The sequence below is a fragment of the Nocardia jinanensis genome, assembly GCF_014645735.1.
Classification (GTDB): domain Bacteria; phylum Actinomycetota; class Actinomycetes; order Mycobacteriales; family Mycobacteriaceae; genus Nocardia; species Nocardia jinanensis.
The window spans coordinates 348,032-374,359 of the sequence record NZ_BMMH01000005.1 but is presented as its reverse complement, the minus strand read 5'-3'; the positions used below and the strand labels follow the sequence as shown (position 1 = coordinate 374,359).

Sequence of the window (26,328 nt, the reverse complement as noted above, 5' to 3'; positions counted from 1 at the left end):
CTCGGTGAGTGACGAACCACTAGATCTTGTCGTCGTGGGATGCGGCGCCGGCGGGCTGGCCACCGCGCTGCAATTTCTCGAATCCGCACCGAGTGGGCGGGTCGTGGTTCTCGAGCGCACATCCGAGAAGGACCGCGGCGGCAACACAGCGTGGACCGGAGCGTTCTTCCGACTCGAGGAGGACGGTGCCCCCGCGGCCGATTTCGCCGCCCGGATGACCGAGCTCAGCAAGGGGCGGACCGATAGGTCCATCATCGACCGCCTCGCGGAGCTGGCTCAGCCGACAGTGCAGTGGCTCGGCCACCACGGCGTCGCCACGAAATCGGATATCACCTACTTCTTGACGTCCAAAGGACCGCGGCTCATGCCGGTCGGCGGCGGTGCGTCCATTGTCGAAACTCTCTCGGCCCGCATCGGAGACCTCGGCGGAACCATCGAGTACGGCGTGACCGCCCAGGATCTGATCCAGGATGCCGCCGGAGCCGTCGTCGGCGTAGCAGCGCTCGACAGCTCCGGGCGGACCCGGCGATTCCTCGCCCGGACCGTTGTTCTCGCATCCGGAGGATTCGAAGGAAGCGCTGCGCTACTGGACCGGTACCTGGGCGAGAGGGGGCACGAACTCGCGCCCATCGCACCCGGAGGACGCGCCAACAAGGGTGAAGGTCTCGAGATGGGACTGCGCGCCGGAGCCGATACCGACGGCCAATTCGAACGCTTCCACGGGGAACCTGTGGACGCACGGAGTCACAGTGCGGAAGCGCTCGTCATGGTCTATCCCTACGGGATCCTGGTCGATCACCGGGCTCGGCGGTTCGTCGACGAGGGCTCCGATACGCCGGACAACACCTTCGAATCGGTCGCTTACCGTATCTGGCACGAGGCCGACCAGTTCGCCTACGTGATCGCCGATCAGAAGCTCATGCGGCACAACATCGCCCGCGCTGTGCTGACCGACCGCGAACCCGAGTCCGCCTCGACGATCGAGGCGCTCGCGCGCCGGCTCGACCTCGATGTCGAGGCATTGACCGACACTGTCGACCGGTACAACGCCGCGGCGACTACCGGGCCGCTGGATGTCACCGTCCTCGACGGAGTCGCGACCCAGGGGCTCGAACCGCCGAAATCGAACTGGGCGCGCCCGATCGACGAGCCCCCTTTCGTCGCGTGGCCCGTGACCTGCGCGATCACCTTCACTTTCGGCGGACTCAGGACCGATGCCCAGGCCCGGGTGCTCAGCCGCGCGGGCGAACCCATTCCCGGCCTGTTCGCCGTCGGCGAGATCGCAGGCATCTATCACCACAAATATCCCGGCGCCACCTCCGTTCTCCGAGCGCTCGTCTTCGGTCGCCTCGCGGGCACAGCCGCCGCGCATCGGATAACGAAGTCCGCCGACGCTCCTGAATGAGCGCATCAACCATCAAGAGGAATCATGGTCAAGACCTCGCCGGCCACAACTGGTTCGAGCAACACACCCCGACGGGCCGCGATCGCGAGTCTGGTCGGTACCACGATCGAGTGGTACGAATTCTTCATCTACGGCCTCGCCGCGGCGCTGGTCTTCGGTGACCAGTTCTTTCCCGAGGTGGACGAGCACACCGGGCGACTCGCCTCCTTCGCAACGCTCGGTGTCGCATTCGTCGCGCGGCCACTCGGTGCGGCGATCTTCGGCCACTTCGGTGACAAGCTCGGCCGGAAGACAACGCTTATCGCCACGCTCGGCATCATGGGCACCGCGACCGGTTTGATCGGTGTACTCCCGTCCTACGACTCGATCGGGATCTGGGCGCCGATCCTGCTCGTGGTCCTGCGGCTCTTCCAGGGCTTGGCGGTCGGCGGAGAATGGGGCGGGGCGGTGCTGATGTCGGTCGAGCACGCTCCCGCGTCGAAAGTGCGGCTCTACGGGGCCGCACCGCAGATGGGCAGCCCCCTCGGGCTCGTGCTCGCGACCGCGGTGATGTCGGCGGTCGCTGTCCTTCCCGATGAGCAACTCCTCGACTGGGGGTGGCGAGTTCCTTTCCTCGCCGGCTTCGTTCTCGTCCTCATCGGGCTGGCGATCAGGCTCGGTGTCACCGAATCGGAACAGTTCCAGCAGCTCAAAGAAGCCGGCGAGACGGCCCGGTTGCCCATCCGAGATGTGTTCGCGCGCGCCAAGAAAAGCCTTGCCATCGGCATCGGCCTGCAGGCATCGGTCAACGTGGTCTTCTACATCATCTCGGTGTACTTCCTCAGCTATGCCACGCATTCGCTCGGGTTCGAACGCGATACCGCTCTGCTCATGGTGATGATCGCGGCGATAGTCGATCTGGCCGCGCTACCCGTCATGGCGGCGGTGAGTGATAGATTCGGGGCCCTGCGTGTGTTCATCGGCGGCGCGATCTTCACGATCCTCGCGGCGTTCCCGTTCTTCTGGCTGCTCCGCGGCGAAGCGCCCGTACTCACGTGTGCCGTCATCGTGATCATGATGGTGGGCGCTCACGCCACCACCTACTCCGTGGTGTCCAGCCTCATCGCGGACCGGTTCGACACCAGGGTTCGCTACAGCGGCACCGCCCTGAGCAACGCGCTCGGCGGGCTGCTCTTCAGCGCCCCGACCCCCTTTATCGCCGAGGCTATCGTCGGGAACGGAGGAAGTACATGGTGGCCACTGTCCCTGATGATCATCGCCGCCGCGGTCGTCTCCGTCGTGGCCGCAGCGGCGATCCCGCAACGCCGCAGCGTGGCGGCCGCGACCGATGAACCGGTGGCGGAGACCAGCGTGACCATGCAACACAGTCTGACCAAATGAAGACGAACTCGGAAGGATCCCTCATGACCGCCACCGATGCGACCGCCACAACCAGGGCCGGCAGCGACATCGAACGGTACGACATGTTCATCGACGGCGCCTGGAGGGCTGCGTCCGACGGTGCCACCTTCGACTCGATCAACCCATTCGACACCGAGCCGTGGGCGAAGGTGCCGTCCGCGACGGCGGCCGATATCGACGAAGCGGTCGCGGCCGCGCGCCGCGCGTTCGATGAAGGACCCTGGTCACAGTCCACACCGCTGCAGCGGGCCACCCTGTTGCGCAAGTTCGGCGACCTCATCCGTGACAACGCCGACGAACTAGCCCGTATCCAGGTTCTCGAGAACGGCAAGTTGATCCGTGAAGTAGCAGGTCAGACTCTCGCCCTGGCCAATCACTGCTACTTCTTCGCCGGTGTCGCGGAAAGCCCGACCGGTGAGACCCTCGCCAGCAGCGTGCCGAATATGCAGGTGTTCACCGTTCGCGAACCGATCGGTGTCATCGCCGCCATCACACCGTGGAACAGTCCGCTGGCACTGCTGCTGTGGAAGCTGTGCCCGGCACTCGCCGCGGGTAACACCGTGGTCATCAAACCCTCCGAGATCACTCCGGTCTCGACCCTCGTTCTCGCCAAGATCGCTCAGGACGCCGGCTTTCCCGACGGAGTGATCAATGTGGTCACCGGGGCGGGGCCGGCGGGTGCGGCATTGGCGGCCCATCCCGGGGTAGACAAGATCGCGTTCACCGGCTCGACCGCTGTCGGCAAGAAGATCGCCGTCACCGCTGCGGAACGCCTCGCCAGGGTCTCCCTCGAACTGGGGGGCAAGTCGCCGAACATCGTCTTCCCCGACGCGGACCTGCCGAACGCGGTCAACGGTGTGATCTCCGGGATCTTCGCGGCCACCGGCCAAACCTGTATGGCGGGTTCCCGGGTCCTCGTGCACACCGATATCTACCAGCAGTTCGCCGAGGCCCTCGCCGAGCGGACGTCACAGATCAAACTGGGCAACCCCCTCGATCCGGACACCGAAATGGGCACGGTCGCCTGCCGGGCGCAGTTCGATAAAGTCCTGCACTACATCGAGGTCGCCAAGGAAGACGGGGCCAAACTCGCTACCGGGGGAGCACGCCCCACCGACCCGGAACTGAGCCGGGGCCTGTTCGTGCAACCGACCGTCTTCACCGACGTCACCAACGATATGCGGATCGCGCGGGAAGAGGTTTTCGGTCCGGTGGCCGTGGTCATCGAGTTCACCGACGAGGACGACGCGGTCCGGATCGCCAACGACACCTCGTTCGGCCTGGCTGCCGGTGTCTGGACCCGTGACGTGGCGCGCGCGCACCGGATGGTCAAACGACTCCGGGCCGGGAGCGTGTGGGTCAACAACTACCGGAAGACCAACTACGTGGCTCCGTTCGGCGGCTTCAAGGAAAGCGGGCTCGGCCGGGAGAACGGATTCCACGCGATCGAGGAGTACACCGAAGTCAAGACCGTGTGGATCGACACCGGCAACACGATCACGGATCCGTTCAACCCACGCGCCTAACCGAGTACGCGCCGGTGTGCGCGGCGTCGACGGCGGTCGGCGGCTACGTCCGATCTGGGGGCCGCCGGCTGGTCCGGCAAGACGTTCGCCTCGGTCGAGGACGCCCAGCCCATGGGCATGCGCGGCGATGCCGATCTGCCGGCCGTCGCCGCCCCGCTGGGCTGTGGCGTCCAGACCGGCGCCAAGTGGACGCGGCCACGATCGAGGGCATCGTGGCGGAGATCCGCGACCTCGGTATGCGAGTGGTCTGCGCTGGTGCTTTCGCGGAGGCCGTGGCGGGTGGACGCGGGCGCTCACCAGGTGCCGAACCGAGGTGGTTCCGCTGGAGCAGGCCAGCGACTTCGCTGCGCAGCTGATAACGGAGGCCGAGCGGATGACGTGTCGGCCATGATCGATCCCCTCACCGGAACCGGTATGACCTTCGTGTTCACCTCAGGGACCGGGGTGCTGTCGCAGCGCACCGACGGCGAATGAAGTGAGGGCACGTTCGCCGAAGACGACGACTTCGTGCCGTCGAAGTACATCGGCGGGGGCAAGGACACCGAGGATCTGGTCCGCGCCACATCCTCGACGGGTGTGCGTCGGCCCGCGACCGGATGGTAAGGCCCGCCAGCGATGCCGAGGAAAATCTACAGCGGTGAGATTCGCCCAGTCGGTGTACCTGTCGTCATCGGCGTGTTGTGGATAGAGTGCGAGCAAATTCTGAATGCCGCGCTTCGCAACGAGAATTCTATTTCTTCCATGATTCCTGCCTTCTGTAGCCGGCTTCCGCCCGGTTGCTTCGCACGCGGACCGGCACCCGCCAGGTCGCCGGCAACGGGGTCGAGGGCTGTGGCGCGCTACGCAGCGAATGAGGTGTATTTGATGCGCTGGAAGGCCGATACGCCTTCGATGCCGCCTTCGGTACCTACTCCGCTGTCGTCGTATCCGCCGAACGGGGTCTCGGGGAGGGATGCCTGCCAACGGTTGACCACGACGGAGCCGGCTTCGATCTCGTCGAGTAGCCGTGTCGCGTCCGAAAGGCTGTTCGTCCATACATAGGATGCCAGCCCTACCGGTAGCCGGTTGGCGACCGCGATAGCTTCGTCGAGACTGTGGAACGGCCTGGTCGATGCCATGGGACCGAACGGTTCGGCATTGGAGATCAGGCACTCGTCGTCGACGCCCGCCAAGAGTGTGGGCGACCAGAACGAGCCGGCCTCGCCGATCCGGTGTCCGCCGAGCGGGATGTCGATCCCACGTCGGCGTGCGTCCTCGGTGAGCATGGCCATCGCCGCCACTCGCTGTTCGTTGGCCACCGGCCCCATATCGGTGCGTTCGTCGAGGCCGTTGCCGACGACGAGTGTTCTCGCGGACTGCGTGAACGCTTGCACGAAGTCGTCGTGGATGCTGTCGTGAATCAGGAACCGGCTCGGCGATGTACAGATCTGTCCAGCATTTCGGTAGGTTGCCCGCACGGCGGACTCTGCCACCGCCTTGACATCTACATCCGCGTTGATGATGACGGGAGCGTTTCCCCCGAGTTCGAGTATCAGTCGTTTCATCGACGGGGCAGCAAGGGATGCCAGTGCCCGTCCCACGCCGGTGGATCCGGTGAACGTCACGCCTTTGACCCGCGAATCGCTCAGCAGGTAGGTGCTGACGCTTTCCGGCTTCCCGAAAATCGCATTGAGGACCCCTTCGGGAAGCCCCGCCTCCTCGAACGCGCGGACAAGGGCCAGCGCGCAGCCGGGGGTTTCCTCCGACGGTTTCAGCACGAGCGTGCATCCCGCGGCGAGCACGTACGCGATCTTGCGCGCCGGGGTGATGAGGGGTGCGTTCCACGGGGCGAAACCGGCGATCGGACCCAACGGCTCCCGCCGGACGGTCTGCACGGTCCGTGGAGTGCGAGCGGGGATATCTCGCCCGTAGCCGCGGCGGCCTTCCTCGGCCGCCCATTCGATATGTTCCGCGGCGGTGACGACCTCGACGCGCGCCTCCCTGGTGGGTTTGCCGAGTTCGACGGTGATCAGGTCGGCCAACTCGGATGCCCTGGCGCGCATTATCGCCGCGGCACGCCGGAGGATCTCGGCGCGGGTAGTCGGAGATGTGCGCCGCCATGAACCGAACGCGGCGTCGGCGGCGTCCAGTGCCGCTACGAAGTCGTCGTTGATCCCTAGCGGTACGGCGCCGAGTTCGGTGCCCGTGGCCGGGTTGAGGACGGTGACCTCTTCGGTGCCGGAGCCCCGCGTCCACGTCCCGCCGATGTAGGAGGAAAGGTCTGGATAGGCGATCGTGCGGGTGGTCATCTAGCGAACCGCCTTTGCTCTGGATGTGGCCGGGACCGCCGTGAGCAACGTGAGATCTCCGGCGCGGTATCCGCTTCCGGTGAGCTGTCGTAGCTGTTGAAGCTCGGCGGAGAGCGTGTCGAGGTCCTCGTGCGCGGCCCAGAAAACCGGGCCACCGTGATGGCGCGGGAATCCATACCCCAGGGTCATCATCAGGTCGATGTCGGAAGGGCGCGCGGCGATGCCGTCGGCGAGAAGCAGCGCGGCTTCGTTGGCCATGGAAAGGAGGGCCCGCCGAACGATCTCGCGGTTGGTGAACGGACGTCGCGCGATTCCCTTTCGGCGCGACTCGGCGTCGATCAGGTCCTCGACAGCGCGGTCGGTCAGTGGTTGCGTAGATCCGGCGTTGTACCGGTACCAGCCCTGCTGCGCCTTCTGCCCGAACCTGCCCTGTTCACACAGCAGATCGGCGATGTCGGCGTAGCGCACATGCGGGTCGCGGTGGGCTGCGGTGTTCTGCCGCATTCGCCAGGCGATGTCCAGGCCGGATAGATCAGCGACCGTGAACGGGCCCATAGCGAACCCGAATTCTTCGAGCGCATCGTCGACCTGCCGAGGGTAAGCGCCCTCTTCGAGCATGAGCTCACATTGCTGCCGATAGGCGTTGAAGATTCGATTGCCGATGAATCCGAAGCCCGCCCCGGCGACGACCGGCGTCTTCCGCATGCGGCGGGCCAGCGCCACAGCGGTTGCCGTGGTGGCCTCGCTGGTAGCCGTCCCGTGGACGACTTCGAGGACCTTGGTGGCGTGGGCGGGACTGAAGAAGTGCAAGCCGACGATCCTGCCGGGATCGGAGGTAGAAGCGGCGAGTTCGTCGAGGTCGAGGTACGAGGTGTTGGTTGCCACCGGGATATCCGCACGGACGACCTCCTCGACCTGGCGCAGGACGTTCTGCTTGACGTTCATGTCCTCGTACACCGCCTCGATGATCAGGTCACATGGCTGCAGATCCGCGTAGATCATCGTGGTCGTGAGCGTAGCGAGACGCGCCCGCACCGCTGTCTCGTCGAGTTGGCCGCGGGTGATCGCGCGCTCGTACCCCTGCTGGAGTCTTTGCGTACCGGACTCGAGGGCGTCGCGGTTCGCCTCGAGCAGAACCACGTTCAGGCCGGTGTCGAGGAATGCTCGGGCGATCCCGATGCCCATGGTGCCCGCGCCGACAACCCCGACGATATTGATGTGTGAGGCGTCGCCACCGCGTTGGTCGCGGCCGGCAGCGCGTTCGGCGAAGAACAGGTGCCGCAGTGCCTGAGCCTCACGTCCGACCCGGAGGCGATGAAATTCGCCGCGCTCGAATGCGAGAGCGTCCGAACCGGGGACGGCGCCGGCGAGCATGGTGGCGCCGATTGCGGCGACGACGCGAGGGCGGGCCCCGATCTGCCGGATGGCCTCGGCTGCTGCCGCCTCGACCGACCCGACGGCATCGGGCCGGATGGGGGCGCGCGCCAGGATCCGCTTGGTTTCCTGCCGGCTCGCGTGCGCGAGCGCGCATCCGAGCAGGTCCTCCTCGGTCGCACACAGTTCGTCGACGATGCCGGCATCGAGTGCCTGCGGAGCTGTCAGGCGTGTCCCCGTGCACACCAATTCGATGGTCGCGGCGATACCGATCAGCCGGGGCAGCCGCTGGGTACCGCCTGCCCCGGGGATCATCCCGAGACTCACTTCGGGCAACCCCACCACCGCCGACGGTGCAGCGATCCGGGCATCGCACCCGAGGGCCAGCTCCAATCCGCCCCCGAGCGTCATCCCGGAAAGGGCCGCAACGACCGGTTTCGGGCACTGTTCGATGGCGGCGATCACTTCGGGTAGTTGCGGCTCGGGAAGCAGCGGTTCAGCGAACTCGGTCAGGTCCGATCCGGAGATGAACGCCCGCTCGTTCCCGATGAGAACGATCCCGGTGATGTCTTCGGCGTTCGCCGCCCGGGCAATTCCGGAGATGATCGCGGCGCGCACTCGAGCGGTGCTGGCATTGACCGGTGGATTGTCGATTCGAAGGACCGCAACCCGGCCATCGACTCGGTACTCGACCGGGTGGGCCGAGCCACCGACCTGTTCGGTATCCACCGTCGTCATCGTGACGCCGCCTCTCGGCCGGTGGCTTCGATGCGGTCGAGGACCGGGCGAAGGTAGTTCATGAACAGGTCATGGTCCTCGCTCATCGGGAAGTGCCCGAGTCCCTTCATGATCACCGCCTCGGTACCCGGGATCATCTTCTCGAGGTACAGAGTGTCCTCGGGCATGCATGAGTAGTCGTACTCACCGGTGAGGAAATACAGCGGGCACTTGGAGACGTCGATTGCGGCGAGATCGGAATCGAGGTCGCCCTCGTCCTTGTAATAGTGAAGATCGCCCTTGAACACACCCGGACCGCTTTGGGCATAATGCCAAAGCGTTTCGTCGCGGTCAGCGGCCGGGACGTCCGGCCCTATCAGCCCGGACATCAGCGCGGCACAGAGCTCGCCGCCGTGTACGTCGGGTCGATGAAGATACTCCCGGCTGTAGTACGGCGCGACGTGGGGACCGGACTGCAGGCCGATGAGTGCCCGGAATCGCTCGGGCGCCTCGCGGGCAAGTTTCAGAACGATTCGGCCGCCGATCGAGCAGCCCATGAGGGCCGGCCGGTCCAGGTCCAAGGCCTCCGATACCGCGTAGATGAGGTCACTGTAATACTCGGCAGTGAGCTGATATTCGGTTTCACGCCAGCCCGGGGCGGGAGAGGATTTGCCGTGCCAGGGCATATCGAAGACGATGACCCGGAACCGGTCGGTCACCGTAGGATCGTTGAGCAGGTGACGGTACTGTCGCCCGTCGGCTCCCGCGGTGTGCAGACACACCAGAGGAATACCGCTACCGGCTTCCTCGACGTAGATCCGCTGCTCGACGCCGCCGAGGGGAAGTCGCAGATAGCGGCCGGTGATGGGTTCGATCCGTGCGCTCACTGGGCACCTTCCTGATCGCGAAGTGTCGCCAAGATGTCTTTGAAGTACTGCAGGTTGGTGATGAACGGGTGCAAGTCGCCTTCAACGGTCATCACGCGGCGTCGCAGGAGCGCCATGATGTCGTGCGATCCTGGCTGCGGCCGCGGTGCGAAGAACTTCTCCCATTCAGCGCGGGGGGCTCGTAGTGCGAACGTCCACACCGGCATCACCGCCGGCTTCGGCTCGACGGCCTCTATCCGCCCGGCGCGCACGTGGACGATGTAGCTGGCGTCTTCGAGATCGAGAAGCATCGCGGCGGTGACGTAATGCCCGCGACGGACCAGCGATTCATCGGTGTTGACCCGGTCGGGCAGACTCTCGATTGTCAGCACGGTGTATTGCTTCCCTTCGTTACAGGCGACTCCCCGTAGACACGGACTACGGCGTCGACGGCGGCGACTCCCTGCCCGGCCGGCCGCACGAGCAGGGGATTGATTTCGGCCTCGTCGATCTCGGCGCATTCCGCGAGTTGGGAGACGGCGACGACGACTGCCACCAGCGCGTCGAGGTCCCCTTCAGGAGCACCGCGGTAGCCGCGCAGCACCTCGAACGCAGTGATCTCGGTCAGCATCTCGCGAGCGGTGCCCTGGTCCACCGGCGCCATGCGGATGCTGCGATCTGCGTAGACCTCCGCAAGGGTTCCCCCGGCCGCCACCACCACCAGCGGCCCGGTCACCGGATCGACCCTGTACCCTACGAGCACCTCGCCGACCGCAGCAACCATCGGCTGGACCAGCACATCATCGACTGTGACGTCGGCCAGTCGCGCCACGTCGGCGCGGATACGGCAGGCGGCGCCGACCAAATCCTGATCGCTGCCGACACCGAGCACGACACCACCGACGTCACTCTTGTGGGGCAGCTGATCCGAAAGTGCCTTCACCACCACCGGGTATGCGAGTTCGGGTGCGCCGTCGGCGAGGAGATCGTCGATCGTCAGGACCACGTACGGGGCGACCGGGATACCGGCGGCTTCGAGGATCCGGTACGAGTGGGCCTCGTCGACGAGGGTCGGCACCCCGCCGACGGCGGTCGAACGCGTCGCGCGGGCCGGAAGTCGGTTCAAACTTGCGGCAATCGCGTCGGCACAAGCTTCCGGGGTGCGGAAGCTCGGAACGCCGCCCGCCGACAGCATTCTCAGCGCCTCGGGTGCCTCGGGCACGATGAACGCCGCGATCGGGTGATGCGCGCGGCCTGCGCTCGCCACGTCGATGATGGGAGCCACCGCTAGCTCCGGCGCATGCCGGGCCGACGAACCTGCCACCGCGATAATGAGGTCGAACTCCGGCGCAGTGGTCAGCACATCGAGGGCCGCACGCATGACCTCCGGACGCGTCCCGGCGAGCGTGAGATCGGTGATCAATCCGGGCTCGGCGGCCGCACCGGCGTCGCGCATTCGGGCGAGTGTGTCCTCGGACGGAGGTGCCACCTCGATGCCGTGCACACCGAGTTGGTCCACGACCATCGCCGCGCCTCCGCCGGTGGTCGTCACGACCCCGACCCGGCGGTCCCGGCCCGGGGTGCGCGGCGGAACGGCCGCCACGAGCGGCGCCCCTTCGATCAGCGCGTCGAGGGTGTGCACCCGGACGATTCCGAGATCGGCGAGAAAGGCAGACGCGACTGCGTCTTCACCGGCAAGGGCCCCGGTGTGTGAAGCCGCCAGTTCCGCGGCCATCGGGGTCTTACCCAACTTGTACGCCACGACGGGCTTGCCTCGTTCCGCGGCACCGTAGGCGAACCGGCGGAACCCTTCTGCGTGCCGAATGGTTTCGAGGAACAGCAGATAGCCGGTGATCTCCGGGTCGTCGAGGGTGGCGGCGCAGACCTCGCCGATGCTCAAATCCATCTCCGCGCCGACAGAAATCAGCCGCGAGAACCCGATCCCGCGTCCGGCTCCGCGGGAGAGAAGAGCACCGATCATGCTGCCCGACTGCGAGGCCACGAACAGCCCACCCCGCGGCATATCCGGCTCGGCGAACGCGGCATTCGCCGTGAGCGTCAGACCATTGTGAGTGTTGACCACTCCCAGGCTGTTGGGCCCGAGAAGACGAAGCCCGTACTCGGCGGCGGTCGCGAGAATCCGCTCCTGCAACGCCTGCCCTTCCGGACCCGCTTCACCGAATCCACCGGACAAGATCGTCGCCACCCGCACGCCCGCCTGCCCGCATTCGGCGACGGTCTCGAGAACCGAAGCTGTCGGTGTCATAATGAAGGCGTGATCGGGCGCCGTGGCGAGGTCGGCGACCGTCCGGTAGACAGGTTCCCCACCCAGCTCACCACCCTTACGGTTGATCGGAAAGACGGTGCCGGCATAACCACTGGCCCGGAGGAACGCAAGCGGACGTGAGGACGCTTTCACCGGGTCCGCAGAGGCGCCGACCAGCGCAATCGAGCGGGGAGCGTACAGCGCGGTGGCCAGATCGGTCGATATGGTCGAAGCCATCTCAACCTCGCTGACTGAAGCGACGACCGAATACCGATTCGGCGATACGATTCTTCAAGATCTCGGTCGATCCGCCGGCGATCATCCATCCGCGCGTACGACGCATGCAGTATTCGACGAGCGACTCGGTGCTGTAGCCCATGGCGCCCATGGCCTGCATCGCATTGTTGGCAGCGAGGAACCCGGCCTCGTTTGCCGCCAGTTTCGCCACCGCTGTGTCGTACGCGGAAGGAAGCCCATCCGTCGCATTCACGACGGCGCGTTCGAGAAGCAGTTGCGCTCCGTCCAATGCCACCGCCGACTCCGCGAACTTCCACTGCAAGCCTTGGAACTCGTTGAGGGTGTGGCCGAACTGCTCACGCTGACTCACGTGCTCGCGAGCAATATTGAATGCGAGTCGGCCGATGGCGATCGAGCGAGCGGAGTTACCGATACGTTCGACGTTGAACCCGCTCATCTGCTTCTTGAAGCCGCCGGCGCCGAGAAGTACGTTGCGCTTCGGGATACGACAGTTGTCGAAGTACAGCTGAGACCACACCTCGCCGGACATGTAGGCACTCGGTTCGCCGATCTCGAACCCTGGCGTTCCGCGCTCGACCAACACCGAACCGATACCGTCGGCGCCCGGGGCGAACCGTACATACACCAGGTACAGCGTCGCATCCGAACTGTGCGTAGACCAGATCTTCGTCCCGTTGATGACGTACTCGTCCCCGTCCTCTGCGGCGCTCGTCTTCAGTTCGGTCACCGCAGAGCCCGCCTCCGGCTCGCTCATCCCGAGGGCGATCAGCTCCCGGCCCTCGAGTAAACCCGCCAGGTATCGACGCTTCTGGTCCGGCGTGGCGAACTCCGCGAACGTGCGGATGGCACCGAAGTTGCCGGCCTGCACGATATCGGCGCTCTTCGGGCAGATCAACGCCAACTCCTGAATGGCGATCACTGCGTCCATGAGCGTGGCTCCCTGCCCGCCGTCGGCTTCGGGGATCGTCAGCCCCAACAGACCCTGCTCAGCGAGGGACTTGGCAGTCTCCCACGAGTAGTGGGGGTCATGCGCTCTCGCCAATGCGCCACCCGCGAGATGTTTGAGCCCGAACGCGCGCACCGATTCGGCGAACGCTGCCTGTTCCTCAGCCAGTCCTGGCACTGATTCCTCCTTCAAACCTTGCCTGGATTCATTACCATGGTGTTGTATACAGCTTACCGCTGGTGATGGCCATCACCAAACATCGGTGGTGATCTAGCGGTCCCACCGCCTCGAATCCCGAAGGAATTACCTCATGTCTTTAGCCCGGAAGCGGCCGACCACGCCAGGGCGGGTGGCGCTGGCCACCCTGGTCGGCTCGACGGTCGAGTGGTACGACTTCTTCATCTACGGCACCGCTGCCGCGTTGATCTTCAACAAGCTGTTCTTTCCGGAGTTCTCCACGGTCGCAGGCACCCTGCTGAGCTTTGCCACCTTCGCCGTGGGGTGGCTGGCCCGTCCCCTCGGCGGAATCATCGCCGGTCACTTCGGCGACCGCATGGGCCGCAAGAAGATGCTGGTCTTCACCCTGCTGCTGATGGGTTTCGCCACGGCCCTGATCGGTGCCCTACCCACTTACGAGTCGATCGGGGTCCTCGCGCCTATCCTGCTGGTGACGCTGCGGATCCTGCAGGGGTTCGCGGTCGGCGGCGAATACGGCGGCGGTGTCGTCATGGCAGTCGAGCATGCTCCCGACGGCAAGCGCGGGCTCTGGGGCTGCTGGCCACAGATGGGCGTTCCCCTCGGATTGATTCTCGGCACCCTGGTGTTCCTGCTGCTCAACCAATTGCCCGACGATGCGTTCCTCTCCTGGGGCTGGCGCATACCGTTCCTCTCCAGCATCGCGCTGGTGCTGATCGGCATGTTCATCCGGCTCAATGTCACCGAAAGCCCGGCCTTCGCCGACAACGTCGATTCCGGAAATGTGGCGAAGATGCCGATTGTCGAGGTGGTGCGTGTGTATCCGAGGCAGGTGGTGCTACTCGTGCTCGCCCATATGGGCCCGAACACTTTCTTCTACACCTTCGCGACCTTCGTCCTGTCCTACGCGACCACCACGCTCGGCTTCGATAGGCAGACCGTCCTGATCGCCGTCGCCGTCGGAGCGGCCGTCGAAGTGATCGCGATGCCCTACTTCGCGATCCTCTCGGACCGCGTCGGACGGCGCCCGGTGTACATCGCCGGACTGATGGCACTCGGAATCACCGCCGCTCCGTTCTTCCTCGTTCTCGACCAGGAGAACGGCGTTCTGCTGACCGTGGCCCTCGCCATCGCGTTCGGGCTCGCCCACGGTTCGGTGTACGGCACCCAGCCGAGCTTCTTCGCCGAACTTTTCCCCGCCCGGGTTCGCTACAGTGGGCTCTCCCTCGGCGTCCAGGTCGCAGGGGCCCTGTTCGGCGGGCCGTTGCCGATCATCGCGACGGCTCTCGTCGCTGCCGGTGACGACCGACCCTGGATATTCGTCGGATACATGATGGCCACCGCGGCGATCAGCGCCGTGGCCGCCTACCTGGCCCAGCCGGCAGCGGCGGCCGTGCCCGACGACCCTGCCGACGGGCGTCGTGAGCGAATTTCCCTGTAGGGGAACGACGGTCGGGAGGCTGCCTGCGACCATACCGGGCGGGCAGCCTCTACACTGGATGTATACAGGGCCATGCACCGTTCAGTGGAGGAGTGAGCGAATGTCGAGTGACGTCGGAAACGAGCACCTGGGCGGGTCACTCGCGCTGTACACCCAAATATCCGAAGACATCGTGCAGGGACGGCTCGGTATCAACGACCGACTGTCGGAGAATGCTCTGAGTGAACGATACGGGGTCAGCCGGACACCTATCCGCGAAGCTCTCACGCGCCTCGAACAGGACGGAATGGTCATCCGCCAAGGCGCGATGGCGAGAATTCGCGTGCGTACACCGGAAGAGATCAATGACATCTATCGAGCCCGTACGTGGCTCGAGCGGGCCATCGCCCAGGATGCTGCCGCCCGACGCGGCGAAATCGACATTTTGCGGATGCGTTCGATGTGGGAACGCGAGGATGCGCTCGATCCGGACGTGTCGACACCCCTGGACTTGATGATCGCAAACCGTGCTTTCCATCGGGCCCTCGCCGCCGCGGCACACAACGAGGCGCTGCTCGACCTGCAAGCCCGGCTCACCCTCCAGGTGGCTCAGCTTCCTGCGACAACACTCAGTGTTCCTGGCCGATGGAAGGAAGCCCACAGCCAACACAGTCGTATCATCGAACTCGTCGAACAGCGGGACGAGAAGGCAGCAGGCGAACTCGCCGAGTTGCACATTGCGCAGGCCCGAGATCTCCGTCTATCCCTCCAGCAGCAGTTCTGAGACCTGGTCCGCACCCATCCGCGACCACATCGGCATCGCTCGGCCACGGTGGGCATCTTTCTTTCGTGCAGCCGCTGCTCGCTCAGCAAGGCCTCCGGCAACCCCGCTCGCGACCGGCGCCGCGATCGAGCGCGATACGACTCGGACGTGATCCAACACCTGGCTGAGAATGTGCAGGTGGGCTCAGGTTTCCTCGCGCTTCCGGGGCAACTGGCGTTCATCATGCAAGTCGCGCTGCCCTTTTCGGTGCCTCATCGATTCGAGCGTGGATCGGCGAACGACTTTCGCGCAGCGGCTTTCCCGGGCGTCCTTCACGCGCGCTGACGATTTCGGCCGCGATGGAGATCGCCGTCTCCGCGGGGGTCCGCCCCCCGATGTCGAGCCCGATGGGGGCGTGTAGCCGGTCGAGCTCTGTGTCGCCGAGGCCGAGCAGCCGCAGCTCCCGTTCGCGGTTGAGGCAGGTGCGGCGGGACCCCATCGCACCTACGTAACCCACGTCCAGACGTAGCGCGTACTCGAGCAGCGGCACGTCGAACTTCTCGTCGTGTGTCAGGACGCACAGCGCCGCCCGCGGGTCGAGATGCTGTGACCGCAGATACCGGTGCGGCCAATCGATGACGATTTCGTCGGCTTCCGGAAATCGCGCGCGTGTAGCGAATGCCGGTCGCGCGTCGCACAGCGTGACGAAGTAGCCCATGAGTTTGCCGACACGGACGACTGCGTGAGCGAAGTCGATGGCCCCGAAAACGATCATTCGTGGAGGCGGGGCGAAGCTGGTGACGAACAGTCCGGCAGTCGAATGGCACCGTTCTCCGGCACTGCATTCGACGACGTCGCTGGCGCCGGCGGCGAGCAGCCCGGCCATCCGGCTTTCGACGGCGCGGTCGAGGGCTGCCGAACCCGTGGATCCATGAAGCGTCCCGTCGAAGAGCAGGTGTGCCGGGTTCGGTCCCGACAGCGTGGTGCCGAGCGCGACGGGTGCCTGAGCGTGCACGGCACGGTGCAATCCGTCCAGCGTTCGCGCGAAGGCGGGGGTGTGTGGAACGACGAATACCTCGATGGTCCCGCCGCAGGTCAGGCCCACGGCGAAGGCGTCGTCATCGGACACTCCGAACCGCTGGTAGGACGCCGCACCGCTCGCGATGACGTCTGCGGCGATGGCGACGACCGCCGACTCGACACAACCTCCGGAGATACTGCCCACCACAACGTTGTTCTCCGAGACGGCCATCGCCGCCCCGGGGCCGCGGGGCGCGCTGCCGAACGTCTGGATCACGGTTGCGACCGCGTAGGCGATGTTCTCACGGTTCCACATCACGAGTTGATCGAGGATCTCGCGCACGCCACACCTCCTTGGAAGAGCGTCGAAGTAAACTAACTAACATTCGTTAAACTGTACTTTTGCTGGAGTGGCGGAGCAAGACCGATAGCGATGGCTGGGAAGATGGGACGATGACTGGCTATATCGACAAGCGTTCGGCGCCCGGACCGTCTGTCACGCGGGCGGACGTGTTCGATGCGGCACTGACTCTGTTCGCGGAACGCGGCTATCACGGCACCTCGCTCAAACAGGTGGCGGAGCGGCTCGATATCCGGACACCGAGCCTCTACAACCACATGGAGTCGAAGAGCTCGCTGTTGAAGGAGATAGTCCTGGGGACTCTCGATCGTGTCGTAGGGGATTTCGACCGGGTGATCGCGGAGATCGACAGTCCGGTGGAGCGGCTTCGTGCGGCCACCGAGGTATATGCGTTGCACCACGCCACTCATCCGCGCGAAGCGCTGGTGGTGAACCAGGACTCGACGAGTCTCGATGAGCCGGAACGGACTACGGCCCAGCAGATTCGGCGTCGCCACGAGCGGGAGTTCCGGCAGATCATCATCGACGGCCAGGAGGCGGGCGTCTTCACGGTCGAGAACCCCAAACTCGCGTCGTTCGCGATTCGCGAGATGAGTGTGAGTATTGCGCGATGGTTCCACGAGGGCGGGGCGTTGACCGCCGAGGAGGTGGCCCGGCAGTACAGCGAATACGCGTTGAGCATGGTCGGAGCCAGACAGACACCGACCGCACGCCGCGGCCGGGCACGGAAACCGGCCGCCACGCGCTGACCGTCCGGTCGCGGCGGCCGGCTTCCGGAGACCGGATCAGGCGTAGGGGTCCGCGAGCCCGACGTACCGGATGTCGAGGTACTCCTCGATTCCTTCGACGCCACCCTCTCTCCCGAGGCCCGACTGTTTGACCCCGCCGAACGGCGCGGCCGGGTTGGATACGACACCGACGTTGATTCCCAGCATCCCGGACTCGATCTCCTCACTCACGCGCAGTGTGCGCGAGGTATCGCGGGTATAGACGTAGGCGACGAGGCCGTATTCGGTGTCGTTGGCGAGCCGGACAGCGTCCTGTTCGTCCCGGAACGTCGTGATCGGCGCCACGGGCCCGAAGATCTCTTCGCGCAGAATGCGAGTATCCGCATCCACCCCGGTCAACACGGTCGGTGAATAGAAGTACCCGTCGCCGGGCAGTGGATCGCCACCGGCGACGATCGAGGCGCCGGTCCGCACGGCATCCTGGACCAGGTCGTGCACCTTGTCGCGGGAGCCCGCATCGATCAGCGGGCCGATCTGAGAATCCGGTTCGATACCGGGCCCCACAACCAGTTGCTGCATCTTGTGCGCGAGCTTGCTCGCGAACTCCGCTGCGACGGACTCGTGAACGATGAACCGATTCGCCGCGGTGCAGGCCTGCCCCATATTGCGCAATTTCGCGACCATGGCACCGTCGACGGCGGCATCGATGTCGGCGTCGGCGAAGACGAGGAACGGCGCGTTGCCCCCGAGTTCCATGGAGGTGCGCAGAACCCGCTGTGCCGAGTCGGCGAGCAGTCGGCGCCCGACTTCGGTGGATCCGGTGAAGGACAGTTTCCGGAGCCGAGGGTCTGCGATGAGGGGCTCGGTGACGGCGCCGGCGCGCGAGGTGGGGATGACGTTCAGGACGCCGGCGGGCAGCCCGACCTCTTCGAGTACCTGCGCGAACAACAGTGTGGTCAGCGGAGTGAGCGCGGCGGGTTTGATCACCATCGTGCAGCCGGCCGCGATGGCGGGGGCGATCTTGCGGGTAGCCATGGCCAATGGGAAGTTCCACGGTGTGATGAACAGGCAGGGCCCCACGGGCCGCTTGTGGACGAGCAGCCGCGTCTTTCCGTCGGGTGCGGTCGAGTACCTGCCCGAGACGCGAACGGCCTCTTCGGAGAACCAGCGGAGGAATTCGGCGCCGTATACGACCTCGCCGCGCGCCTCTGCCAAGGGTTTGCCCATCTCGAGCGTTATCAGCTGGGCGAAGTCGTCCGATCGAGCGATCACTGCCTCGAATGCCGCGCGGAGTAGTTCGGCGCGGTCACGTGCAGCTGTTCGCGCCCAGGACTTCTGGGCCGCGGTAGCCGCGGCGAGCGCCTGCGATCCGTCGGCCTCGGTGGCATCGGCTACGGAGGCGAGTTCGAGACCTGTCGCGGGATCATGTACCGCAAAGGTCCCGCCGTCGGTCGACGCACGCCACTTCCCGTCGATGTAGAGCCAGGTGGGCACGGATGTGAGCAGTGCCCGCGGGGAAGTCCGGGTGGTGGTCAATGCTTCCTCACTTCTCTTCGAAGACGATGACTTGCCGGATGGCGTTGCCATCGGCGAGTTGGTCCATCGCGGCGTTGATGTCCGACAGGGCGATTCGGGACGAGATGAGCTTCTCGACCGGGAGCTTTCCCTCGCGCCACAGCTGGACGAACAACGGAATGTCGCGAGCGGGGACCGCGGATCCGAGATAGCTGCCGATGATGGTGCGTGCCCCGGCCACGAGCCCCAGTGGCGAGATCGAGGAACGGGCGTCCGGTGCCGGGAGTCCGACGGTCACGGTCGTGCCGCCGGGGGCGGTGGCATCGACGGCGGTCTCGAAAGCGCGTGGATGACCCGCTGCCTCGATGACGATCGGCGCCTTGATGTTCAGTTCCGCGACCTCCTGCGGAGTGAACGTGGCCGACGCGCCCAGCTCGGCCGCCTGGGTGAGCTTGTCGGGATTGGAATCGACACCGATCACCTCGCCTTCCCCGAGGGACACCGCGGTGATCAGCGCCGCCATACCGACACCTCCGAGCCCGACGACCATGACGGTCTGTCCTGGTCCCGGCCGGCCGGCATTGACGACGGCGCCGCCACCGGTGAGGACGGCACAACCGAGTACGGCCGCGATCTCCGGGGGAACATCGTCTCCGACCGGAACGACCGAATGCCGGTCTACGACCGCGTGTGTGGCGAAGCCCGAGACGCCGAGATGGTGCTTGATATCGCCGCCGCCGCGGTGCAGCCGGATATCTCCACCGAGGAGGGTTCCCGCGTTGTTCGCCGCGCTGCCGGGGGCGCAGGGCAGCTTGCCTTCGGTCCGGCATTCGGCGCAATCGGCACAGCGCGGCAGGAACGCCATGACAACGCGCTGGCCGACCGTCAGATCCGATACCCCCTCGCCGAGCTGTTCGATCCGGCCCGCGGCTTCGTGACCGAGCAGCATCGGGATCGGCCGCGGACGGTTGCCGTCGACCACCGAGAGGTCGGAATGGCATACGCCTGCCGCTTCGATCCGGACGAGGACTTCGTCGTATCCGGGAGGGTCGAGTTCCAATTCGGCGATCGAGATCGGCGTCGATTCCGCGTACGGCCGGGGCCTGCCGCTCGCCTCGAGGACTGCTCCGTGAACCTTCATCAATGATTTCCTTCGTCTGCGTGCTGCGATGAACAGCCGCTGCCTGCTCCTCGGCTGTGCCATATGCGCTGTGGCGGCTGACTATTCGACGGTGGACGGTTCCTGCCGCCGCAACAGGTGGCGTTGAATCTTCCCCGACCCGGTACGCGGAATCTCGGGGACCGCGATGAATTCGGTCGGGACCTTGAAGTAGGACAATGCCTCGGCGCAGCGGGTTCGCAGCTCGTCCTCGTCGATACCGTCGTCGCCCACGGCGACCACGAACGCGACGGGGACCTCCCCGAGTGCATCGTGCGGCGCGGCTACGACGGCCGCATCGGCCACACTCGCGCAAGCGATGAGAATATCCTCGATCTCGGCCGGATAGATGTTCTCCCCGCCGCGGATGATCAACTCCTTGACCCGTCCACTGATCCGGATGAACCCGTTCTCGTCGCGGCGGGCCAGATCGCCGGTGTGGTACCAGCCATCGGTCAGCACGTCCGCGGTCGCCTGTGGCAATTCGTGGTAGCCCTGCATCACGTTGGGTCCCTGTACCCACAGTTCACCTTCCTCGCCGGGTGCGGCGTCGGTGCCCGTCGCGGGATCGATCAGGCGGACCGTCAGGCCGGGCAGCGGCAGGCCGCAGGAACCGAGGACCCTGCCGCCGGTCGGTGAATTCATCGTGACCATGGTGGATGTTTCGGTGATTCCGTAGCCGTCGAGCAACGGCACCGCGGCGAATTCCTCGAATGCTTCGTTGAGCGCGGTGGCCATCAGCGCGCCGGCGGAGACACACAGGCGAAGCGAAGGCGCATCGAGCCGGGTGCCGCCGGCCGAATCCATGAGGTACCGGAACATCGTCGGTACGCCGGGTAGGAAGGTGATCCCGTCCTCGGCTGCCGCCCGAAGCACCTGGGTGGGGGAGAACTTGGGCAGGAGGTACTCGCTCGCCCCGGTGGCGGCCACTCCCAGGACGCACAGCACCAGGGTGTAGGAGTGGAAGAGGGGGAGTGCGGACAGCAGCACGTCGGATTCGTTCAGCCCGGCGATCGGCACCCAGCACGCGCCCACCACCCACAGGCAGCTGCGCTGGGTGAGGCGCACCCCCTTCGGCCGGCCGGTGGTTCCGGACGTATAGAGCATCCAGCACCACGCGTCGAGGTGGGTGGAGTCGGGCGCGCGGCGTGCGGGTTCCTGCGCGACCAGATCGTCGTAGAACACCACTTTCGTATCGCCCGCGTAGGAGAGATGGGTGGGTGTGCCGGTGACGACGACGAACTTCACGGGCGCGCGGCCGGCCCCGCCGTCGATCAGCTCGAGCACGGTCGGCAGATGTGCGCGGTCGGTGAGAACGGCGGTGGCGCCGGAATCCCTGAGGATGTGCTCGAACTCGTGCTTCGTCCCGCCGGGATTGGCGCAGACGGTCACGATATCGGCACGCGGGGCCACCAAATACCCTTCCGCTACTTCGACGCAGTTGTCCAGATACATCAGAAAGCGGTCGCTTGATTGCAGGCCGAGTTCACGGAAATGGCCGGCCAGGCGAGCCGTTCGAGAATCGAGTTCGGCGTAGGTCACGGCCTGGCCCGGGTCTCGAAAAGCGACCTGTCCGGGTCGCTCCGCGGCGTGCTTGGCCAGCAGTTGGGGGACGGGCACGATCACGTCGGTGTGCAGCACGATACCTCCGAGTCTACTAATGAGCGTTAGTTAGCGTACCGCTCGGGTAGCCCCGGCGAAAGGGGGGTGTGGCGGCGCGATGGTGTGCGGGTGTGTGTGATCGCAGGGTTGCCGGGTCGTCGTCATTGCGACCTCTTGACGTGAGGGCGATCACACCCACATACTAACGCATATTAGTTAGTTATACGTGGCTGCCATCTCCAGCGGCCTGTTCGAGAGGAATCATGGCAGTGGATCACTCCACGATCGGGCGTACTCGGTACGCACCTGTCGACCCCGATTTCCAGCAGGTCGCGGCCTCACCCGACTTCGCGGAATTGGTCGATCGCAGAACCGGATTCGTCCGAGTCGCACTCGCGGGCTCGATTCTGTGGTTCGGCGCATTCGTAATTCTGACCGCCTACGCCCATAACTTCATGGGGCAGTTCGTCGCTCGCGGGGTCACGGTGGCATATGCCCTCGGCCTGTCGCAGTTCGTTCTCGTGTGGGTGGTCACCGCCGCGTACCTCCGTGCGTCGACACGGGTCTTCGTCCCGCTCGAAAACAGAGCACTGGAGGCGGTTACGGGCACCTCTTCGTCTGGAGGCCCCGCATGAACCCCACCAGGCTGTTCTTCTTCGCCGCCGTACTGGCCGTCACGGTCATCGTGACGTTCTGGGCCGCTCGTCGGACGAGCACCCAATCGGACTTCTATGCCGCCGGCCGCAGCGTCACCGGCGTCCAGAACGGGTTCGCGATCTCCGGGGACCTGATGTCGGCGGCGACCTTTCTCGGTTTCACCGGCTTGATCTTCCTCACCGGGTTCGACGGGTGGGTGCTGGCAACGGCCGCGATCTTCTCGTTCCTGTTGATCCTGCTGCTGTTCGCGGAAAAGATGCGCAATGCCGGCCAGTACACGATCGCGGACGTGCTCTCGTTCCGCTTCAGCAAGCGTCCCGTGCGGGCTGCCACCTCGCTGGCCACACTGGTGGTGGTCGTCTTCTACCTCATCGCCCAACTCGTCGGCGCGGGCGTACTCATCCGAGCGCTGACCGGAATGAACTTCACGCCCGCCGTGATCATTACAGGCGTCGCGATGCTGTTCTACGTCGTATTCGGCGGTATGCTCGCGACGACCTGGGTTCAGATCATCAAGGCGGCGCTGCTGCTGATCGTCGGCGCGGCCCTGTGTGTGAGCGTCCTCTGGAAGTTCGATTTCAACCCCCTGAGCTTGTTCGAAGCGGCCGCCGATAAGCATCCCGCCGGCGACGCCTACCTGGCCCCGGGCGGGTCGAGCGCGAACCCGCTCAACACCTTGTCCTCGGCGGTCGCCTACGCCATCGGCACGGCCGCGCTTCCGCATATTCTGATCAGATTCTTCACTGTTCCCGATGCTCGAGCCGCGCGACGCTCGGTGGGATGGGCTGTCGGAATCATCGGTGTCTTCTTCATCATGACCTCGATCATCGGGTACGGAGCTCGCGCGATCCTTCCGGCCGGATCGGAAAAAGAAACTGCCGGCGGAAACCTGACCGCCCCGTTGCTCGCGCAGTACCTCGGCGGCGGCGAGGGAAGTTTCGGCGGCGATGTCTTCATCGCCCTGGTCAGCGCGGTCGCGTTCGCCACTATTCTGGCTGTGGTGGCCGGCCTGGTGCTGTCGGCGTCGGGTGCTCTGTCCCATGACCTCTGGTTCAATGTCGTCAAGCGACGCACTGCGACCGAACGCGAAGGTGCGATCGTCGCCCGGATTGCGGCTGCCGGTGTCGGGGTGGTCGCGATCGTGCTGACACTTCTACTCGGACCGGGAATCAATGTCGCGCTGCTCGTCGGGTTGGCGTTGTCGATCGCGGCGAGTGCGAATTTCCCGGCTCTCGCGCTCAGTCTGAGCTGGAGGCGCTTCAACACTCTCGGGGCGGTGATCGGAATCGGTGCCGGCCTGGTCAGCTCCGTCGTGCTGATCATCCTCGGCCCTCAGGTGTGGCCGGGAGGCGCCGCGGATGCGCCCTTCCCGCTGACCTTCCCGGTGTTGGTATCGATCCCCGTCGGGTTCGTGGCCTGCTGGGTCGGAACCATGGTCGGGAAACCGGACCCCCGTCAGGAGCCGGCCTTCACCGAGCTGCGTGTGCGGTCGCAGGTCGGGCTCGGCGCCGAGGAATCCTAGGATCGCGGTTCTGTGGCTGCGGCGGTGTGTGCAGCCACAGAACCGGGTGCGGTCGTTGGGCGACTATCCGGTGGCCGTCTCGAAAAGCCGGCGCAGATCGGCGGGAATCGGTACCGGGCGCCGCGTGCCGCGATCGACATAGACGTGGACCCACCGGCCGCGAGCGGCGACCGTCGCCGTCGCCGGCGTGCCGGCGGTGAAGAGTCCGAGGTCGTAGGTGACGCTGGTACGGCCCAGCCGGGCTACGCGGATGCCGACCTCGAGGGTTTGCGGAAACTGCAGTTGCTCGAGGTATCGGCACCCGGACTCGACGACGACACCCAAGGCGGCGGTGCCGACCGGGTCGAGTCCGGATCGCTCGATGATCCAGCTGTTGATCGCCGCATCGAAGAGCTGGTAGTAGACGGCGTTGTTCAGATGACCGTACATATCGTTGTCGGACCACCGTGTGGTGACTGCACGGCGCACCGGGAAGTCCGCCACGGTCGGGTTCTCGCGCAGATCGACTGTTTCGGCGCTCATGATCGTTCTCCTGTCTCTCGTTCGAAAAGCACCCGGGTGTCCCGGACGGATATGGCCGAATCCATTGCTGGAGTGGGCAATTGCGTTGCCGATCGGCCCTCCCGGATTCGGCTGCGAAACGGTGCTCCGCGAGCCTCCGGGGAGGTTTGACACGGCTGGACGTGCTCCGTAACCTCGATACTAACGAGTATTAGTTAGGATGGCTCTGTGGAACTCATCAACACCTTCTCCGTGGATCTCCCGGTGGCGCAGACCTGGGACGTCTTCCTCGATATCGGGCGGGTGATCCCGTGTCTTCCCGGTGCCGCGGTCCTGGGTATCGACGGCGATGACTTCGAGGGTGCTGTCAAGATCAAGGTCGGGCCGGTCTCGGCCCAGTACAAGGGGGCCGGCCGCTTCGTCGAGAAGGATGCCACCGGCCACCGGATCGTTATCCGGGCCGAGGGTAAAGATGTGGGTGGTCAGGGCGGTGCCAAGGCGACGATCACTGTCACCCTGTCGGAGCAGGGAACCGGTACCAGCGTCCACGTCCTGACCGATCTCGCACTGTCCGGCCGCGTCGCCGGTTTCGGACGCGGCGTAATCGCCGATGTCTCCAACAAACTTCTCGGTCAGTTCGTGCGGAATCTCGAAGCCGAGATATCCGGCGGCGCAGCGGACCTGACCGGGGGCGCCCCAGCGCGACCCAAGACGATCGACGAGGTCGAGCCCCTCGATGTCATGGGCAGCATGAGCGGCATCGTGGCGAAGTACGCATTACCCGGCGCCGGGGCGTTGGCCGCAGTGGTCACGTTGATCGTGCTCTTGACCAGGAGGGGGCGCGGCCGAGCCGGGCCCGCCCGGCCCGGGGCATTCGGCGGCTACCCGGCTGCGGGCCTCCCGCTCACCATCAACCTCATTTTTCCCACCTACTCCGGCTACAACGGGCCGTTCGCCGAGACCGGTCCGATCAACACGTCCAACCCGGGCAACACCGAGGAGATCCGATGAAATTGGGTTCGCTGCTGTTGACGCCCCTCCTCGACGGCGCAGGCCAGGAGGATCCCCGTGAGGTACTGCTCCGGCCCGAGGTCCCGGGCGACCCCTGGGACGAGCACGAAGAACTGCTCACCGACGATGGGCGTCTCGAACTCGCCGTCGGCGGGTATCTGATCCGCTCGGGCGATCGCAACATCCTCGTCGATGCGGGCGTCGGGACGATCGACAACGGAAAGTACCGTGGCGGCCAGTTTCTCGAGAGCCTGAAAGCGCAGGGGCTGGAGCCGGGCGAAATCACCGATGTGATTTTCACGCACCTGCATTTCGACCATGTCGGATGGGCGTCGAAGAAGGGCGCTGTGGTCTTCGAGAATGCCGCGTATCGCGTGCACGAGCTCGACTGGGAGCATTTCGTCGAAAGCCCGTCCGCCGAACCCGGCGCCGTGCGCAAGCTCAGGCCGCTCGAGAGCCGACTCGAGCTCTTCGCCGGTGATGCGACCCTCGCCCCCGGATTGGATGCCCGCCACACCCCGGGGCATACGCCGGGCTCGACCACCCTCATCGTCTCCAGCGAGGGACAGCGCGCCGCACTGATCGGCGATCTCGCCCACACCCCGATCGAACTCGTCGAACCGCACTGGCATTTCGCGTTCGACTTCGATTCCGTCGCGGCCGCCGCCGTCCGCGCCGACTTCGTCTCGGAGTTCGCCGATACCGATACCGATATCCTCGCCGCCCACTTCCCGGGCATGCAAGCCGGCCGGCTGACCACCATCGACGGTGCACCGCGCTGGACCTACAACAAGGAGAACTGACAATGAACCTCGGTCTGGCAGACA

Annotated in this window: 21 protein-coding genes; 10 read left to right on the top strand and 11 right to left on the bottom strand. The window is 65.5% G+C overall.

Annotated elements, in window-relative coordinates:
* Window positions 1-4 precede the first annotated feature (4 nt).
* Genes IEY68_RS15060 through IEY68_RS15050 form a run of 3 tightly spaced genes read left to right on the top strand, consistent with a single transcriptional unit; the run spans window position 5 to window position 4,332 of the window.
* Window positions 5-1,405 (top strand): FAD-binding protein, encoded by a 1,401-nt coding sequence (locus tag IEY68_RS15060; RefSeq protein WP_063916244.1) that lies wholly within the window; start codon window positions 5-7, stop codon window positions 1,403-1,405.
* A 24-nt stretch (window positions 1,406-1,429) separates the two neighbouring features.
* Window positions 1,430-2,785 (top strand): MFS transporter, encoded by a 1,356-nt coding sequence (locus tag IEY68_RS15055; protein WP_062997451.1) that lies wholly within the window; start codon window positions 1,430-1,432, stop codon window positions 2,783-2,785.
* Between the two features lie 23 nt (window positions 2,786-2,808).
* Window positions 2,809-4,332, top strand: a complete 1,524-nt coding sequence (locus IEY68_RS15050) for an aldehyde dehydrogenase (protein ID WP_189094293.1) — start codon at window positions 2,809-2,811, stop codon at window positions 4,330-4,332.
* A gap of 839 nt (window positions 4,333-5,171) precedes the next feature.
* Here the strand turns inward: IEY68_RS15050 and IEY68_RS15045 are convergent.
* Genes IEY68_RS15045 through IEY68_RS15020 form a run of 6 tightly spaced genes read right to left on the bottom strand, consistent with a single transcriptional unit; the run spans window position 5,172 to window position 13,224 of the window.
* Window positions 5,172-6,620 (bottom strand): NAD-dependent succinate-semialdehyde dehydrogenase, encoded by a 1,449-nt coding sequence (locus IEY68_RS15045; protein ID WP_062997453.1) that lies wholly within the window; start codon window positions 6,618-6,620, stop codon window positions 5,172-5,174.
* Window positions 6,621-8,732 (bottom strand): 3-hydroxyacyl-CoA dehydrogenase NAD-binding domain-containing protein, encoded by a 2,112-nt coding sequence (locus IEY68_RS15040; protein WP_062997455.1) that lies wholly within the window; start codon window positions 8,730-8,732, stop codon window positions 6,621-6,623.
* Window positions 8,729-9,598, bottom strand: a complete 870-nt coding sequence (locus IEY68_RS15035) for an alpha/beta fold hydrolase (RefSeq protein WP_062997457.1) — start codon at window positions 9,596-9,598, stop codon at window positions 8,729-8,731. Before IEY68_RS15035 ends, IEY68_RS15040 begins: the two co-directional genes overlap by 4 nt.
* The gene (locus tag IEY68_RS15030; protein ID WP_062997459.1) at window positions 9,595-9,969 is read right to left on the bottom strand and encodes a hypothetical protein; all 375 of its coding nucleotides are present in this window, start codon (window positions 9,967-9,969) and stop codon (window positions 9,595-9,597) included. The genes IEY68_RS15035 and IEY68_RS15030 overlap by 4 nt, the downstream gene beginning before the upstream one ends.
* Entirely contained in the window at window positions 9,963-12,080 is a 2,118-nt protein-coding gene (locus IEY68_RS15025; protein WP_189094292.1) for an acetate--CoA ligase family protein, read from the bottom strand. Before IEY68_RS15025 ends, IEY68_RS15030 begins: the two co-directional genes overlap by 7 nt.
* A 1-nt stretch (window position 12,081) precedes the next feature.
* A complete protein-coding gene (locus IEY68_RS15020; protein ID WP_062997461.1) occupies window positions 12,082-13,224 on the bottom strand; it encodes an acyl-CoA dehydrogenase family protein in 1,143 nt (380 codons plus the stop codon).
* 133 nt (window positions 13,225-13,357) lie between these two features.
* Between IEY68_RS15020 and IEY68_RS15015 the strand changes: the two genes are divergently transcribed.
* Both IEY68_RS15015 and IEY68_RS15010 read left to right on the top strand, forming a co-directional pair.
* The gene (locus IEY68_RS15015; protein WP_062997462.1) at window positions 13,358-14,683 is read left to right on the top strand and encodes an MFS transporter; all 1,326 of its coding nucleotides are present in this window, start codon (window positions 13,358-13,360) and stop codon (window positions 14,681-14,683) included.
* 100 nt (window positions 14,684-14,783) lie between these two features.
* On the top strand, window positions 14,784-15,446 hold the full coding sequence (locus IEY68_RS15010; RefSeq protein WP_062997463.1) for a GntR family transcriptional regulator: 663 nt from the start codon (window positions 14,784-14,786) through the stop codon (window positions 15,444-15,446).
* A gap of 220 nt (window positions 15,447-15,666) precedes the next feature.
* On the opposite strand, the gene IEY68_RS15005 is transcribed toward IEY68_RS15010, so the two are convergent.
* Window positions 15,667-16,788, bottom strand: coding sequence for an XdhC family protein (locus IEY68_RS15005; protein WP_062997464.1), 1,122 nt, complete (start codon window positions 16,786-16,788; stop codon window positions 15,667-15,669).
* Window positions 16,789-16,898: 110 nt separating this feature from the next.
* Here IEY68_RS15005 and IEY68_RS15000 point away from each other — a divergent pair, with 110 nt between their 5' ends.
* A complete protein-coding gene (locus IEY68_RS15000) occupies window positions 16,899-17,555 on the top strand; it encodes a TetR/AcrR family transcriptional regulator (RefSeq protein WP_062997465.1) in 657 nt (218 codons plus the stop codon).
* A gap of 36 nt (window positions 17,556-17,591) precedes the next feature.
* Here IEY68_RS15000 and IEY68_RS14995 read toward each other — a convergent pair whose 3' ends face one another.
* From IEY68_RS14995 to IEY68_RS14985, 3 genes are all read right to left on the bottom strand, one after another.
* Entirely contained in the window at window positions 17,592-19,121 is a 1,530-nt protein-coding gene (locus IEY68_RS14995) for an NAD-dependent succinate-semialdehyde dehydrogenase (protein ID WP_062997466.1), read from the bottom strand.
* A complete protein-coding gene (locus IEY68_RS14990; RefSeq protein ID WP_062997467.1) occupies window positions 19,078-20,190 on the bottom strand; it encodes an alcohol dehydrogenase catalytic domain-containing protein in 1,113 nt (370 codons plus the stop codon). Before IEY68_RS14990 ends, IEY68_RS14995 begins: the two co-directional genes overlap by 44 nt.
* 81 nt (window positions 20,191-20,271) lie before the next feature.
* A complete protein-coding gene (locus IEY68_RS14985; RefSeq protein WP_062997468.1) occupies window positions 20,272-21,849 on the bottom strand; it encodes a class I adenylate-forming enzyme family protein in 1,578 nt (525 codons plus the stop codon).
* Window positions 21,850-22,073: 224 nt separating this feature from the next.
* On the opposite strand from IEY68_RS14985, the gene IEY68_RS14980 reads away from it, so the two are divergent.
* Window positions 22,074-22,445 carry a DUF485 domain-containing protein gene (locus IEY68_RS14980; protein WP_063916245.1) on the top strand — a complete coding sequence of 124 codons (372 nt, stop codon included), beginning with the start codon at window positions 22,074-22,076 and terminating at the stop codon, window positions 22,443-22,445.
* The gene (locus IEY68_RS14975) at window positions 22,442-23,989 is read left to right on the top strand and encodes a solute symporter family protein (protein WP_062997472.1); all 1,548 of its coding nucleotides are present in this window, start codon (window positions 22,442-22,444) and stop codon (window positions 23,987-23,989) included. The genes IEY68_RS14980 and IEY68_RS14975 overlap by 4 nt, the downstream gene beginning before the upstream one ends.
* A 63-nt stretch (window positions 23,990-24,052) precedes the next feature.
* Here the strand turns inward: IEY68_RS14975 and IEY68_RS14970 are convergent, their stop codons facing one another.
* Entirely contained in the window at window positions 24,053-24,511 is a 459-nt protein-coding gene (locus IEY68_RS14970) for an acyl-CoA thioesterase (protein ID WP_062997474.1), read from the bottom strand.
* A gap of 207 nt (window positions 24,512-24,718) precedes the next feature.
* Here IEY68_RS14970 and IEY68_RS14965 point away from each other — a divergent pair, with 207 nt between their 5' ends.
* Both IEY68_RS14965 and IEY68_RS14960 read left to right on the top strand, forming a co-directional pair.
* Complete coding sequence (locus IEY68_RS14965; protein ID WP_063916246.1) at window positions 24,719-25,501, top strand: SRPBCC family protein; 783 nt, start codon at window positions 24,719-24,721, stop codon at window positions 25,499-25,501.
* The gene (locus IEY68_RS14960) at window positions 25,498-26,304 is read left to right on the top strand and encodes an MBL fold metallo-hydrolase (RefSeq protein ID WP_062997476.1); all 807 of its coding nucleotides are present in this window, start codon (window positions 25,498-25,500) and stop codon (window positions 26,302-26,304) included. Before IEY68_RS14965 ends, IEY68_RS14960 begins: the two co-directional genes overlap by 4 nt.
* Window positions 26,305-26,328 lie beyond the last annotated feature (24 nt).

Excerpts from the sequence above, each read along its gene's own strand:
- IEY68_RS15055 (WP_062997451.1), top strand. The coding sequence starts at position 1,430 with ATGGTCAAGACCTCGCCGGCCACAACTGGTTCGAGCAACACACCCCGA.
- IEY68_RS15050 (WP_189094293.1), top strand. The coding sequence starts at position 2,809 with ATGACCGCCACCGATGCGACCGCCACAACCAGGGCCGGCAGCGACATC.
- IEY68_RS15045 (WP_062997453.1), bottom strand. The coding sequence starts at position 6,620 with ATGACCACCCGCACGATCGCCTATCCAGACCTTTCCTCCTACATCGGC.
- IEY68_RS15040 (WP_062997455.1), bottom strand. The coding sequence starts at position 8,732 with ATGACGACGGTGGATACCGAACAGGTCGGTGGCTCGGCCCACCCGGTC.
- IEY68_RS15025 (WP_189094292.1), bottom strand. The coding sequence starts at position 12,080 with ATGGCTTCGACCATATCGACCGATCTGGCCACCGCGCTGTACGCTCCC.
- IEY68_RS15015 (WP_062997462.1), top strand. The coding sequence starts at position 13,358 with ATGTCTTTAGCCCGGAAGCGGCCGACCACGCCAGGGCGGGTGGCGCTG.
- IEY68_RS15010 (WP_062997463.1), top strand. The coding sequence starts at position 14,784 with ATGTCGAGTGACGTCGGAAACGAGCACCTGGGCGGGTCACTCGCGCTG.
- IEY68_RS15000 (WP_062997465.1), top strand. The coding sequence starts at position 16,899 with ATGACTGGCTATATCGACAAGCGTTCGGCGCCCGGACCGTCTGTCACG.
- IEY68_RS14995 (WP_062997466.1), bottom strand. The coding sequence starts at position 19,121 with ATGGCAACGCCATCCGGCAAGTCATCGTCTTCGAAGAGAAGTGAGGAA.
- IEY68_RS14990 (WP_062997467.1), bottom strand. The coding sequence starts at position 20,190 with ATGAAGGTTCACGGAGCAGTCCTCGAGGCGAGCGGCAGGCCCCGGCCG.
- IEY68_RS14980 (WP_063916245.1), top strand. The coding sequence starts at position 22,074 with ATGGCAGTGGATCACTCCACGATCGGGCGTACTCGGTACGCACCTGTC.
- IEY68_RS14975 (WP_062997472.1), top strand. The coding sequence starts at position 22,442 with ATGAACCCCACCAGGCTGTTCTTCTTCGCCGCCGTACTGGCCGTCACG.
- IEY68_RS14970 (WP_062997474.1), bottom strand. The coding sequence starts at position 24,511 with ATGAGCGCCGAAACAGTCGATCTGCGCGAGAACCCGACCGTGGCGGAC.
- IEY68_RS14960 (WP_062997476.1), top strand. The coding sequence starts at position 25,498 with ATGAAATTGGGTTCGCTGCTGTTGACGCCCCTCCTCGACGGCGCAGGC.